The following is a 13,579-nucleotide window of genomic DNA, read 5'->3' as shown; positions in this document are numbered from 1 at the left end:
AATGAACGACATCAAACAATTAATCTTAAATAAAAATATGTGGGTCTTATATGTACTATCCACCGTACTCACAGCTATTGTTATCTATTATCACTGGGTCATCGGTTCGTTACTAGCGGTGGTCCTGGCACTACTTATCTTCTTTTCTTTGAGAACAGAGGAACGGCTGCGTAAGCGTACGGAGGATTATATAACCACTTTATCTTACCGAGTTAAAAAGGTAGGAGAGGAAGCTCTTTTAGAGATGCCTTTTGGTATCGTGCTGTTTAATGAAGATTACCAAATCGAGTGGGCCAATCCATATATGAATAAATATATGGATGGTGATAAGACTCTAATCGGTGAACCTTTATCAGAGGTCTCGGAAGAGATTATTTCAGCCATTAATGATGGATTTGAGGAGTACTGGATCGGTCTTGGTGAAGAGAGATTTCAGGTCATCATTAAAAAAGAAGAGCGACTCATTTATTTCTTTGACCGGACCAAACAGATTGAACTCGAAAATCGTTATCATAATGAAGAAACGATTCTAGCTGTCATCTTTTTAGACAATTATGAAGAGTTGACCCAAGCGATGGATGACACTTCAAAAAGTCAAATGAACTCAGAAGTGACCTCCATTTTGAATGGTTGGTCAAATGATTATGGAATATATATGAAGCGAATTTCACAAGAACGTTTCTTGGCTGTCATGAGTAAAGAGATTCTGACTCATCTCGAGAAGACGAAATTTGAGATTTTGGATGAAGTCAGAGAATTGATTTCAGATAAAAATGTACCTCTTACATTGAGTATCGGTATTGGTAAAGGCACCGCGGATTTGCCTGAACTTGGTGAATTAGCACAGTCGAGCTTGGACTTAGCTCTTGGGCGCGGTGGTGACCAGGTTGCCATTAAAGATGAAGAGGGGAAAGTTAAATTCTACGGTGGTAAGACGAATCCTATGGAGAAGAGGACTAGAGTCCGTGCTCGAGTCATCTCTCATGCATTAAGAGAGTTAGTGCGTGAAAGTGAAAAAGTCCTGATTATGGGCCACCATACGCCTGATATGGATTCAATCGGAGCTTCTATCGGTATTTTGAAACTAGCTCAACAGAACGATAAAGAAGGTTATGTGGTCTTTGACCCTGATGGAGTCAATACTGGGGTTCAACGCTTAATGGATGCCATTGATGATGACGTATCGATCGCTCAGTGGTTTGTGACTCCAGAACAGTCGATGGATATGGTTACTAAGAATACGCTTGTAGTAGTCGTGGACACTCATAAACCTTCGCTGGTCATGGAAGATCGATTACTCACGAAGACAGAACATGTAGTGGTGATCGACCACCATAGACGTGCTGAAGAATTCATTAATGATCCGACGCTTGTGTACATGGAGCCTTATGCTTCATCAACTGCAGAGCTCGTGACTGAATTGCTTCAGTATCAAGATGGGCCACTTAAATTGAATACACTAGAAGCGACTTCGTTACTAGCAGGAATCACGGTAGATACGAAGTCATTCACCTTGAGAACAGGTTCAAGAACTTTTGATGCAGCTTCTTACTTACGTTCTAAAGGTGCAGATACAGTCCTAGTTCAGCAACTGCTTAAAGAAGATATTGATGTTTACGTCAGAAGAAGTGAATTGATTAAAAATACAACGCAATATACAGAAGGAATTGCCATCGCTAAAGGCGTAGAGGGAGAAACATACGGAGCGATTATTATCGCCCAGGCTGCCGATACTTTACTCACCATGAGTGGAGTCAAAGCTTCTTTCGTTATTTCTGAAAGAAAAGATGGAAAGATCGGTGTGAGTGCACGTTCTCTTGGAGAAGTGAATGTTCAAGTGATCATGGAGAAAATGAACGGGGGCGGCCACTTGACGAATGCGGCTACCCAATTAGAAGATACAACGATTGATCAAGTGGAAGAACAATTAAGAGATATCATTGAGGATTATTTAGAAGGGGGAGACAATTCATGAAAGTAATTTTCACTAAGGACGTTAAAGGTAAAGGGAAAAAAGGCGAAGTGAAGAATGTTTCCGAAGGCTATGCAAGAAACTACTTGCTTAAAAATAATTTAGCTGTCGAAGCTTCTGCAGGGAATATGAAGCAACTAGAGGGCGAACAAAGAAAAAAAGAAGAGGAGAAACAGGCAGAGTTAGATCGAGCAAAAGAACTTAAGAAGGAAATTGAAAATCTGACCGTTCAACTGACAGCGAAATCCGGAAAAGAAGGCCGACTGTTTGGTTCAATCACAAGCAAGCAAATTGCTGAAGAGTTGAAGAAGTCTCATAACATCAAAGTGGACAAGCGGAAAATCGAACTAGATGATCCTATCCGTTCTCTTGGTTATACAGATGTACCAGTAAAAATTCACAACGATGTGATTGCAACAATGAAGGTACATGTAAAAGAAGTTTAATCGTTCCAATCATAAAGGAGGACACGATGTGGCAGAATTTGAAAACGACCGAACCCCACCCCATAATATAGAGGCGGAACAGTCGGTTTTAGGGGCGGTTTTCTTAGAGCCGAACGCAATAGTTTCTGCTTCAGAAATCCTGGAAGCAGATGATTTTTATAGAATCAGTCACCAAAGATTATTCGAGACAATGGTCCGTTTAACAGATAAAGGTGAACCGATCGATCTAGTTACGATCACCACTGAGCTGAGTGATCTTCAAATATTGGATGAAGTAGGCGGGGTTTCTTACCTTACGGATATTGCGAACTCAGTGCCTACTGCAGCTAACATCGAATATTACGCGAGAATCGTCCAAGAAAAATCGATGCTCCGCAGAATCATTTCAGCTGCTACCAATATCGTTACTAACACATATGAAGAGAGTGAAGAGGTAGAAGATGTTTTAGATTATGCTGAGAAGACGATGCTTGATGTCTCTCAAAGTAAAACATCCAGTAAATTCCGTAATATCAAAGACGTCTTGATCAATGTTTACGATAACATTGAACAGCTGCATCACCATGATGAGGATGTAACAGGTGTACCTACAGGATATAAAGATTTAGATCATATTACCTCAGGCTTTCAGAAAAATGATTTGATTATCATTGCAGCCCGACCATCTGTAGGTAAGACGGCATTTGCGTTGAACATCTCTCAGAACGTGGCAGTGAATGCTCAAGAGAACGTAGCCATATTCAGCTTGGAGATGGGTGCAGAACAACTCGTCATGCGTATGCTATGTGCTGAAGGTAACATTGATGCACAAAGACTTAGAACGGGTAGTTTACAGTCAGAAGACTGGGGCAAACTGACGATGGCTATGGGTAGCTTGTCGGACGCTGGTATTTTTATTGATGATACACCAGGTGTAAAAGTGAATGAGATCCGTTCGAAATGCCGCCGTTTGAAACAAGAACAAGGCATTGGCATGGTTATGATCGACTATCTCCAACTAATACAGGGAAGCGGTAATAGTCGGGAAAATAGACAGCAAGAGGTATCAGAAATCTCTCGTCAGTTAAAAGCCCTGGCAAGGGAACTTGAAGTTCCTGTTGTTGCATTGTCTCAGTTGTCCCGTGGTGTGGAACAGAGACAAGATAAACGTCCAATGATGTCAGACTTACGTGAGTCCGGGAGTATCGAGCAGGACGCAGATATCATCGGATTCTTATACCGCGATGACTATTACGATGATGAATCTGAGAATGAGAATATTATCGAGATCATCATAGCTAAACAACGTAATGGACCTATAGGAACAGTAGAATTAGCCTTTGTGAAGGAATATAATAAGTTTGTTGATTTAGACAGGAGATACGGGGAAGCAGATGTACCGCCTGCTTAGCGATGATTGTCTAAGATTAAAGCCCGCTTAAAATAGCGGGTTTTTGTATGGATTTAATAAATTCTAACCAAGTTAAAAATCGTACAAATACATATATTTCTTATATAATGTTCGTTTTTTGCATTGAATAAATGGCTCAAGACTGGTAGTATATGAATGTATTTTGTTAATTGATAACAATGATAGTAAATAGATAGTGAATATATAGGAGGGTCAATCATGACGACCGCTGTAGTAGTTGGTACACAATGGGGAGACGAAGGTAAAGGTAAAATAACTGATTTCCTGGCTAAACAAGCAAAAGTGATTGCTAGATATCAAGGGGGAGACAATGCAGGACATACGATCCAATTCGATGGAGAAACCTATAAACTCCACCTTATTCCATCAGGCATTTTCAACCCAGACAAACTATGTATCTTAGGTAATGGAATGGTGATCAACCCGAAAGCGTTATTAAAAGAAATGGACTATATAAAGGGGCATGACTTGTCCATCGCCCACTTAAGAATCAGTGAAAGAGCTCAAGTAATCATGCCTTATCATATTGAGTTGGATCGTTTACAAGAAGAATCCAAAGGAAAAGATAAACAAATTGGAACGACCAAAAAAGGGATTGGCCCTGCTTATGCTGATAAAGTCAACCGCTTAGGAATTCGTATGGCGGATTTATTAGATGCTTCTGCTTTAAAAGAGAAAGTTACTCAACAAGTAGAAGAGAAAAACCTATGGCTCGAAAAATTGTACGGCGCTCAGCCATTATCCCCAGAGTCTATTTATCAAGATTATCTCGAATATGGCGAGAAGCTTGCTCCTTACATCACAGACACAGCGATGTTGTTAGAAGACTCGATCAACCAGAAAGAACATGTCCTATTTGAAGGGGCACAAGGAGTCATGTTAGATATCGATCATGGGACATATCCGTATGTGACTTCCTCTAATACTTCAGCTGCTGGTGTAGCTGTCGGTAGTGGAATCGGACCTAATAACATAGAGAAAGTCGTTGGAGTCTCTAAAGCTTACACAACTCGTGTGGGAGATGGACCATTCCCAACGGAGTTGAATGATGAAATCGGTGACAGAATAAGAGAAATCGGAAGAGAATACGGTACGACTACTGGAAGAGCCCGCAGAGTAGGGTGGTTTGATGCAGTGGTCGTCAACCACGCGAGACGTACAAGTGGAATGACAGATATCTCATTGAATTCGATTGATGTTTTGACAGGATTAAAGGAAGTCAAAATTTGTGTGGCTTATGAATATAATGGTGAGACATTCAAAGGTTATCCGGCAAGCCTAAATGTATTGAAGGAATGTAAACCAGTATATGAAACATTACCTGGGTGGGAGGAAGACCTTACGGAGGTTCGAACTTTCGAAGACTTGCCTATTAATGCACAGAAATATATTCAGAAAATCGAAGAACTGATCAATATCCCTGTCTCAATCTTTTCTGTAGGTCCAGATCGTGCACAAACAATTGTTCAAAACGAGATATATTAAGTAATCTGAGCAAAACAAAGCTATAGAAACTATATAATTCAGCCTCGAGTTCTATTATGAGCTCGAGGTTTTCTTATGTTTATCAATTCTAAGCAATAACCCATGAATGCCTGACTTTATTATAAAGGGGAATATTCAAAAAAAGCCTTGTCTTTCTATTTTAAATTGTGGTAAGATTAACGCTGTCCGATAAATTAGTTGGTCCGGTAGTTCAGTTGGTTAGAATGCCTGCCTGTCACGCAGGAGGTCGCGGGTTCGAGTCCCGTCCGGACCGCCATTTTTTATTACGGCGAACACACTACAATATTATAATTATTATGGCTCGGTAGCTAAGCGTTAACTTCAGTGAATAACATCAGAGTAGCTTTGCGAGGAGTGAAGGGCGCCACAGAGAAACTTGCAACACGACGAGCACAGGCAATGCAATTTAAGCCCGCTAAGTCTCACTACAATTTTATAATTATTATGGCTCGGTAGCTCAGTCGGTAGAGCAACGGACTGAAAATCCGTGTGTCGGCGGTTCGATTCCGTCCCGAGCCACCATTTCAAAATCACTCAGAATCTATTGTGGATTCTGATTTTTTTATGTAGAAATAACAGTTTATAGCCGCATAAGTGACGATATTAGAAGTGTTTCGACATGGTTTCGTGTTATGTTACAAAGTCGTTACAATTGCCTATAAAATTCAGACTAAAGGACTCAAAAAAGTTACTTTTTACACTAAAATCGCCTTTTCACCCGATAAAATAGGTAATTATTGTAAAATATTATACAAGTTCATTACAAAACTACTAGGATACTTTTCACATCAATAATAAATATGATAGATTATAGGAGTGTCATTAAAAAAATAAAAGAAAAATAGCTAAAAATATAAGGATAGCTCTAAATGGGGGAAAGATTCGTGAGAAATTTGTTGACTCGTTTTAGAGGTGGGCTTAACAAAGCAAAACAGACTTTGAATGGCTCTCTTTTGAAGAAAATAACTATAACTACAAGTGCAGGTGCAATTATTGCTTTTGGTTCGGTTTACGCTGAGTCCCTTGGCACTGATCTAGATAATGTTTACCACGTTTACCTAGATGATAAACATATCGGTACAGTAGAAAGTAAAGAAGAGATTCAAAGTTTTCTTGATCAACACAAAAAAGATGCAGAAGCTAACCATGAAGATATGAAACTAGTTTCTGAAAAAGATATCGATTTTGTAAAAGAAAAAGTTTTCGATACTGTAGATGAATCAGAATCAGTACTTAATACGTTAAATGATTCCATAGAATACCAGGTCGAAGCAATCGAGCTTAAGATGAACGGTCAATCTATTGGTTTTGTAAAAGATTTAGACCAAGCGAACAAAGCTCTGAACCAAATCATCAGTCAATATTTACCTGAGGAGTTGAAAAAAGAATATAACCTACTAAAAGATGTTGACCTTAACGAATCTGTAGAACTTTCAGAGTACCTTCCTTCTGATCTTGCAAAAATGGCTGTAAAAGCTGAGAGCTCAGATGATGAAACGAAGGAAGATGATAAAGAACAAGAAAACGAAACTGTTACACTAAATGATGGTTCTACTGTAATAGACGTATCAATTGAAGATAAAGTTACATTTTCAAAAGAAAAAGTTAATCCAACTCAATTACTTGAAACGGCTCAATTGGTTAAATTGATTGAACGAGGTACAGGTGAAGAGGTACATACCCCTCAACAAGATACTGATTTGAATCAAGTGGCAGGGAATTATGACTTATCAGTTGATGAGTTGGTTGAATTGAACCCTGATATAGAGGAAGAATCAATTGTTCAAGCTGGGCAATCAGTTAAAGTGACTTCTGAAAGCACTCCAATTGATGTAACTTATACTACACAACGAACTGAGGAAGAGTCATTAGATTTCGAGGAAGAAACAAAGAAATCTGATGAGATCTATGTAGGCGAAACAAAAGTTGAACAAGAAGGTTCAAAAGGTAAGAAAGTCATTACTTATGAAGTAGTAACTAAGAACAATGAAGTTCTTGAAGAGAATAAGGTTTCAGAAGAAGTAGTAGAAGAGCCGCAAAATAAAATAATCCTTGAAGGTACGAAGCCACTTCCTTCAGTAGGTTCTGGAAACTTCTCATGGCCTGCAGTCGGTGGTTACATTTCTAGTCACAAGGGACCTCGTTGGGGCTCTTACCATAAAGGAATGGATATTGCCGGAGTAACAAACCGTTCGATCCTAGCTGCAGATACTGGTGTTGTTGTTGAAGCTGGATGGGATAGTGGCGGTTATGGAAATAAAGTCGTCATTAATCATAAAAATGGTTTTACAACTCTATACGCGCATATGAGCTCTCTAAATGTTTCAGTCGGACAGAAAGTACAAAAAGGTGATAAAATCGGTGTAATGGGATCCACAGGTAATTCTACTGGTATTCACTTACACTATGAAATCCGTAAAAATGGATCATTAGTCAATCCAGCAAATTATCACTAAGAAGATAGATTAACCTCTAGCTCTCGCAGCTAGAGGTTTTATTATATCTTTTTTAAGAAAGCGTAAACGCTTTCTTTATCTCAGTTGAAGAGCTCCAACCTCTACGTTTCTAATCGGGCATTTGCGCTTTTCTTAAAATAGTTCACGAGTTCTTTCATCGAATGATAAGACATTTTTACATAATAAAGTTAAAATAGAAGTATTACATCATTTTTTCAATAAGGAAGGTGTCTTATAATGAAATACAAAGTGCTAGTTGTAGACGATGAAAAACCGATTGCAGACATATTACAGTTCAACCTTGAAAAAGAAGGATACGAAGTGATATGCGCCTATGATGGTGATGAAGCTATTCGTTTAACCCATAAGGAAGAGCCAGACCTCATATTATTAGACATCATGCTTCCTGAAAAAGATGGGATGGAAGTTTGTAGAGAAATAAGAAAAGATTATCAAATTCCTATCATCATGATTACAGCGAAAGATTCTGAAATAGACAAAGTGCTGGGTCTTGAATTAGGTGCAGATGATTACGTAACGAAGCCATTCAGTAATCGCGAAGTAGTCGCTAGAGTTAAGGCCAACTTGCGTAGAATCGGTAGCGATGAAGCGAGTGCTGGTGCCTCAGGTACACCAAATATTAAAATAGGAAGACTAGAGATCAACCGTGAAAATTATTCAGTGACTCGTGATGGTGAACCGATCGATTTGACTCACCGTGAGTTTGAGTTGCTTTTATACTTATCGAAACATATTGAACAAGTCATGACTCGTGAACATTTACTAGAAACAGTTTGGGGCTATGATTACTATGGTGATGTGAGAACCGTCGACGTTACCGTACGCAGATTACGCGAAAAAATCGAAGAGAACCCAAGCAACCCTACGTGGATTGTCACTCGGAGAGGAGTCGGCTACTACTTACGTAACCCTGAACAGGAGTAGATTCAATGAGTAAGTTTTGGGGATTTTTCAAATCCATTCAGATAAAATTTATCATCGTATATATTTTGCTCCTATTGATCGCTATTCAAGTGATTGGGGCTTATTTTGTCAATCAATTAGAGGGACAGCTTAGAGATAATTTCAATGAATCGATCAATGAACGGATTCAACTGCTTAGTTACAATTTGGAGCAAGCTTTTTTGACGGAAAGAGGAGAAGAAGCAAGTGAAGATACGCCCACGCTAGAAAACGATGTGCAGTCGATTATATATGATTTCGATTCAGAAGATATCACAGAGATTCAAGTAATCAATAGTAACGGACGAGTATTAGGCACGACGAACCAAGCCGATCTGATTAATGTTGGAAAAAGAACGACAGATCTGGGCATTCAGCGTGCTTTGACCGGTAATAGAGAACAAGATATTTACTATAATCCTCAAAATGGTCACAGAACATGGGTGATATCAGCCCCTATCCAAAATAATGGTCAAGAAACCGTTGGGGCGTTGAATATTGAAGCATCATTAGAAGGAGTCGATGGGCAGCTTGAGGACATCAACCGGATTTTTGCTAATGGTACGCTTCTTGCTATAACGGTCTCAGCTCTGTTAGGGATATTGGTAGCTAGAACCATTACCAAGCCTATTATGGAAATGAGAAGACAAGCGACCGTGATGGCTACTGGTGACTTTTCTAAAAAGGTTAATGTATATGGAAACGATGAGATTGGACAGCTTGCGGTGACGTTCAACGATCTGAACGATCAATTGCAATTAGCCCAAGCAACCACTGAAGGGGAACGGCGAAAACTTAGTCTAGTCCTATCCAATATGACAGATGGAGTCATCGCGACGGACCGTAGTGGCGATATTATCTTGATGAATGAGCCAGCTTCCAAACTGATCGGTAAAGATTATATCGAGGTGCAAGGTAAACCGATTCTGGACATACTAGGTATTAATGATAACGTTTCTGACTTATTTGAGGTGCGGGAAGCGAACAGCATCATCATTGATTACTCAGAAGAGGACGAGCAATTATTGCTGAAGGCGAACTTCTCTGTCATCCAAGATGAAAACAATGAGATGAATGGTTTCATTACAGTAATCAGTGATGTCACCGAGCAAGAGAAGGTGGAGCGCGAACGCCGAGAATTCGTGGCAAACGTTTCACACGAACTGAGAACGCCTCTGACGACTATGAAGAGTTATTTAGAAACGTTAACTGAAGGTGACACGTGGAAAGATGAGACGATCGCACCTAAGTTCTTGAATGTCACTCAAACGGAAACCGAGCGAATGATCCGATTAGTAAATGACCTTCTTCAGTTATCGAAAATGGATAATAAAGATTACCGATTGAATAAAGAACGCGTGGAATATATCCACTTCATCAATCATATCGTCGATCGCTTTGAGATGAATCTAAAAGAAGGATTGTCTATCGAAAGATATTTACCGAAAGGGGAATGTTATGTCTGGATTGACTCTGATAAGTTGACCCAGGTGTTGGATAACATTATTTCCAATGCGATAAAGTACTCTCCTGAAGGCGGTAAGATTAATGTAGAAGTCATTCAAGAAAACCATCGCCTGTTAACGCAGGTTTCTGATGAAGGTGTGGGTATTCCAGAAGACAATGTAGAAAAGATCTTCGACCGATTCTACCGAGTCGATAAAGCAAGATCCCGTCAGTTAGGTGGAACGGGTCTTGGTTTGGCGATCTCTAAAGAAATGATTGAAGCACATGATGGTAAAATATGGGCTAAGAGTAAAGAAAACAAAGGTACGACGATTACCTTCAGTTTACCGTTGATGCGTAAGAAGCGGGGGTCTAATTAGTGAATATAGAATATATAAAATCTGGTATTCTAACGATTCTAGTAGGGATGAGTTTATTACTTACTCTAGCTCTATGGACCTATCAACCCGCACATGAAAGTTTGAATGACACGAATTACATTGATGAGACAGTGATCGATGGTGAGGAAAAGACATTGACATCTTTACTCCAACCCTCTGAAATCATTGCGCATGATGGGAACAGCCATTCAAGTTTAGACGACCGAGAAGACGAACTAAGACTATTTGAAGAAATTAGAACGTGGCAAGTGACCCAAACGAACCCAGAGCCGCAGGTGAGGAATAGACAGCTTGCTATAGAGAATAGTTATACGGAAAATATTGAGATAAGATTTCCACTGGAAGTGCCAGAATCTTTTATCACACAGATGTTTTCTCTAGTAGATACTGACAGTACCTGGGATCAAACGTTTAATCGAATGTTTCTCTTCCTCTCTCAAAGTGAACAAACAGTGATTGTGAAATTCGTCTCTGATGAGCATGGTGAACAAATTACAGGTCAGATCGAGTCACGCAGTGCATTTGATAGAATTGATGAAGTGATTAATCAAAACTCGAATATACCTCTTTCCCAGGTAACCTTAGAAAACGGAAAGAAATTATATTTAACAACAGAAGAAAAGAACGTGGATAGTTACTTACTATTAACCCGAGAAATCGATATCGACCCTATGATCAACTTGTTATTCAGCAATCCAGATTTAGTGAGTAGACAAGGAACAATCAACAGAGATGGCGGTACGGTGTATTATAATGACGGAACCCGTAGAATAGAAACTACGACAGTCTTCCGGGATGATCGAGTGATGGAGTATGTGAATCCTCTTTCTTCACAATCAAATACACTCTCTCGCTCAGAATTAATCAGACAAAGTTTACAAAACACCAATGATTATAAAGGTTGGACGGATGATTACCAAGTAGATGAAATCACTGAGTCCATGAATAGGATCCGTTACCGAATGTATTATAATGAATTACCTGTTTTCGAAACACAAGGTAATGCAACCATGATCGAAGAAGAATGGGAAAATAATGAATTACACATTTTGAAAAGACCACTGTTCAAAACAGAGAGACAAATCGAGCCTAGTTCAGTTACTGTCGAACCAGCTGAGGAAGTCTATGAGTTTTTGAGACAAATCGAAGATAAGATCTCGATGGGGCCTGTTCAAAACATTCGTTTGGGCTACCAATTGAATACAAACAACGAAAACGTACTTGAATTAGAACCTGAGTGGCACATCAATTATAATGGTAGGTGGCGTCCGTTCAGCTTTTTCGAGGAAATTTATTCGGGCAGAGAGGTGGAATAAAGATGCAATGGGGACAAATTAAATCAATTTTCATCATCAGCTTCCTTATTCTCAACTTCTTTCTGCTCCAACAGTTTTTAGAAAAAATGAATGAATCGGACTTAGATACACTTGCCCAGTCGACATTTCAGGATCGGTTAGATGCTCTAGACATTGAACTTGGAGAACTACCAGAAAGCGGCCAAACGGCAACTTATGTTGCGGCGGAAAGATATCAGTGGTCAGAAGAAGATTTCGAGCAACTAGATGGGTTTGAAAATCAAGAGACCCTTCCACTGTCTAATAATGAAATTTTATTAAGTGAATTTAATGAGCCGATCGACTTGGATCTAGAAAACAATTTCGACCAATCGGTCTCGGATATAAAAAGCAACATCATCCAAGGTGATAATTATCAATTCTGGCGTCATTATGAAGAGGAAAATGTATTGCTATTTTTCCAACAACAGAATGACCGACTCGTTTATTTTAACGAATATGGTTTGTTAGCGGTCGTTCTCAATGATGAAGGACAAGCCATCCAGTATGGGCAAACGTTATTAGGTGAGCTCGAGAACCAAAGTGAAGAACAAACCGTCATCGATCCTATGAGTGCCGTAGAAGTGATTTATAACAACAATGCGTTATCTGCAGAAGACGAAGTCACAGAGATGAAGTTAGGCTACCATACGCTATTTCCATTAGAGGAAGGGATGCAGGTTTTTGCACCCACTTGGAAGCTTACGATAAATGATGAACATTCTTATTTTGTCAATGCGATGGAAGGCCAGTTCATCTCGAATGATGAAGGTAAATTTGTCACAAGTATCAAGGCGGTTATCCAACAACAATTAGAAGAAGCATTTCGGAGTGAAACAGAATGAGCATACATTTCAGCGTTTTAGCATCAGGAAGTTCGGGCAATTCTTTTTATATAGGAACAGATAAAGTCAAATTACTCGTAGATGCTGGATTAAGCGGTAAGAAGATCAAGGAAAAATTAGATAAGATCAATGTCGACCCTAAAGAGTTAGACGGGATTCTAGTCACCCACGAGCACAGCGATCATATCAAAGGCTTGGGCATTCTAGCTCGAAGATTCCAACTACCTATTTATGCAAATGAGAAAACATGGGTTGCGATGGAATCTGCTCTCGGAGAAGTCAGCAATGAACAAAAGTTCGTCTTTCCGATGGAATCCGTACAGTCCTTCAGTGGTTTGGATATAGAGAGCTTCGGCGTCTCACATGACGCTGTAGACCCGATGTTCTATACGTTCCATTATGAAGGGAAAAAGATGTCGATGCTGACGGACACCGGGTATGTATCCGAACGGATGAAAAAAATCATCGGAAACGCGGATGCTTATTTGTTTGAAGCCAATCATGATGTCAGTATGCTGCAAATGGGCAGATATCCATGGAATGTGAAGCGGAGAATTTTGAGTGATTTGGGGCATGTTAGTAATGAAGATGCTGCAATCGCTATGCAAGATGTCATTGGTGATAAAACAAAGCGAATTTATTTGGGACATTTGAGCAAAGATAATAATATGGTCGATCTCGCACGTATGAGTGTCGAGCAAATACTTAAGAAGCATGATTTCGGTGTTGGTGAGCAATTTGAGTTGAAAGACACAAGCCCTGATGAGCCGACACCTATCTATCATATTTAAAAGCCTTT

General features: G+C 39.5%; 10 protein-coding genes and 2 tRNA genes. All 12 read left to right on the top strand.

Translation table 11 applies throughout. The annotated features are described in order from the left end of the window. Position 1 precedes the first annotated feature (1 nt). The 12 genes from CEY16_RS11850 (at position 2) to CEY16_RS11795 (ending at position 13,571) form a co-directional block, all read left to right on the top strand. Positions 2–1,975, top strand: coding sequence for a DHH family phosphoesterase (locus tag CEY16_RS11850; protein WP_101332243.1), 1,974 nt, complete (start codon positions 2–4; stop codon positions 1,973–1,975). Then, a complete protein-coding gene (gene rplI / locus CEY16_RS11845; RefSeq protein WP_101332242.1) occupies positions 1,972–2,418 on the top strand; it encodes a 50S ribosomal protein L9 in 447 nt (148 codons plus the stop codon). The genes CEY16_RS11850 and rplI overlap by 4 nt, the downstream gene beginning before the upstream one ends. Positions 2,419–2,446: 28 nt before the next feature. Then, a complete protein-coding gene (gene dnaB / locus CEY16_RS11840; RefSeq protein WP_101332241.1) occupies positions 2,447–3,808 on the top strand; it encodes a replicative DNA helicase in 1,362 nt (453 codons plus the stop codon). Between the two features lie 219 nt (positions 3,809–4,027). Continuing rightward, entirely contained in the window at positions 4,028–5,314 is a 1,287-nt protein-coding gene (locus tag CEY16_RS11835) for an adenylosuccinate synthase (RefSeq protein WP_101332240.1), read from the top strand. Positions 5,315–5,514: 200 nt separating this feature from the next. Next, a tRNA-Asp gene (locus tag CEY16_RS11830) sits at positions 5,515–5,591 on the top strand. 190 nt (positions 5,592–5,781) lie between these two features. Beyond that, a tRNA-Phe gene (locus CEY16_RS11825) sits at positions 5,782–5,857 on the top strand. Between the two features lie 362 nt (positions 5,858–6,219). Then, positions 6,220–7,791 (top strand): peptidoglycan DD-metalloendopeptidase family protein, encoded by a 1,572-nt coding sequence (locus CEY16_RS11820; protein WP_162297931.1) that lies wholly within the window; start codon positions 6,220–6,222, stop codon positions 7,789–7,791. Between the two features lie 237 nt (positions 7,792–8,028). Continuing rightward, positions 8,029–8,736, top strand: coding sequence for a response regulator YycF (gene yycF / locus CEY16_RS11815; RefSeq protein ID WP_101332238.1), 708 nt, complete (start codon positions 8,029–8,031; stop codon positions 8,734–8,736). Positions 8,737–8,741: 5 nt separating this feature from the next. Next, entirely contained in the window at positions 8,742–10,580 is a 1,839-nt protein-coding gene (gene walK / locus CEY16_RS11810; RefSeq protein WP_101332237.1) for a cell wall metabolism sensor histidine kinase WalK, read from the top strand. Then, positions 10,580–11,917, top strand: coding sequence for a YycH family regulatory protein (locus CEY16_RS11805; RefSeq protein ID WP_101332236.1), 1,338 nt, complete (start codon positions 10,580–10,582; stop codon positions 11,915–11,917). The genes walK and CEY16_RS11805 overlap by 1 nt, the downstream gene beginning before the upstream one ends. 2 nt (positions 11,918–11,919) lie before the next feature. Continuing rightward, positions 11,920–12,780 carry a two-component system regulatory protein YycI gene (locus CEY16_RS11800; protein WP_101332235.1) on the top strand — a complete coding sequence of 287 codons (861 nt, stop codon included), beginning with the start codon at positions 11,920–11,922 and terminating at the stop codon, positions 12,778–12,780. Then, complete coding sequence (locus CEY16_RS11795; RefSeq protein WP_101332234.1) at positions 12,777–13,571, top strand: MBL fold metallo-hydrolase; 795 nt, start codon at positions 12,777–12,779, stop codon at positions 13,569–13,571. The genes CEY16_RS11800 and CEY16_RS11795 overlap by 4 nt, the downstream gene beginning before the upstream one ends. Positions 13,572–13,579: the final 8 nt, after the last annotated feature.

It is taken from the genome of Halalkalibacillus sediminis, from assembly GCF_002844535.1.
Classification (GTDB): domain Bacteria; phylum Bacillota; class Bacilli; order Bacillales; family Alkalibacillaceae; genus Halalkalibacillus_A; species Halalkalibacillus_A sediminis.
Note: the sequence above shows the minus strand (reverse complement) of the source record. Positions and strands in the feature narration are given on the sequence as shown.

Coding starts and splice junctions, on each gene's coding strand:
- walK (WP_101332237.1), top strand. CDS start 8,742: ATGAGTAAGTTTTGGGGATTTTTCAAATCCATTCAGATAAAATTTATC.
- CEY16_RS11850 (WP_101332243.1), top strand. CDS start 2: ATGAACGACATCAAACAATTAATCTTAAATAAAAATATGTGGGTCTTA.
- yycF (WP_101332238.1), top strand. CDS start 8,029: ATGAAATACAAAGTGCTAGTTGTAGACGATGAAAAACCGATTGCAGAC.
- CEY16_RS11795 (WP_101332234.1), top strand. CDS start 12,777: ATGAGCATACATTTCAGCGTTTTAGCATCAGGAAGTTCGGGCAATTCT.
- CEY16_RS11835 (WP_101332240.1), top strand. CDS start 4,028: ATGACGACCGCTGTAGTAGTTGGTACACAATGGGGAGACGAAGGTAAA.
- CEY16_RS11800 (WP_101332235.1), top strand. CDS start 11,920: ATGCAATGGGGACAAATTAAATCAATTTTCATCATCAGCTTCCTTATT.
- rplI (WP_101332242.1), top strand. CDS start 1,972: ATGAAAGTAATTTTCACTAAGGACGTTAAAGGTAAAGGGAAAAAAGGC.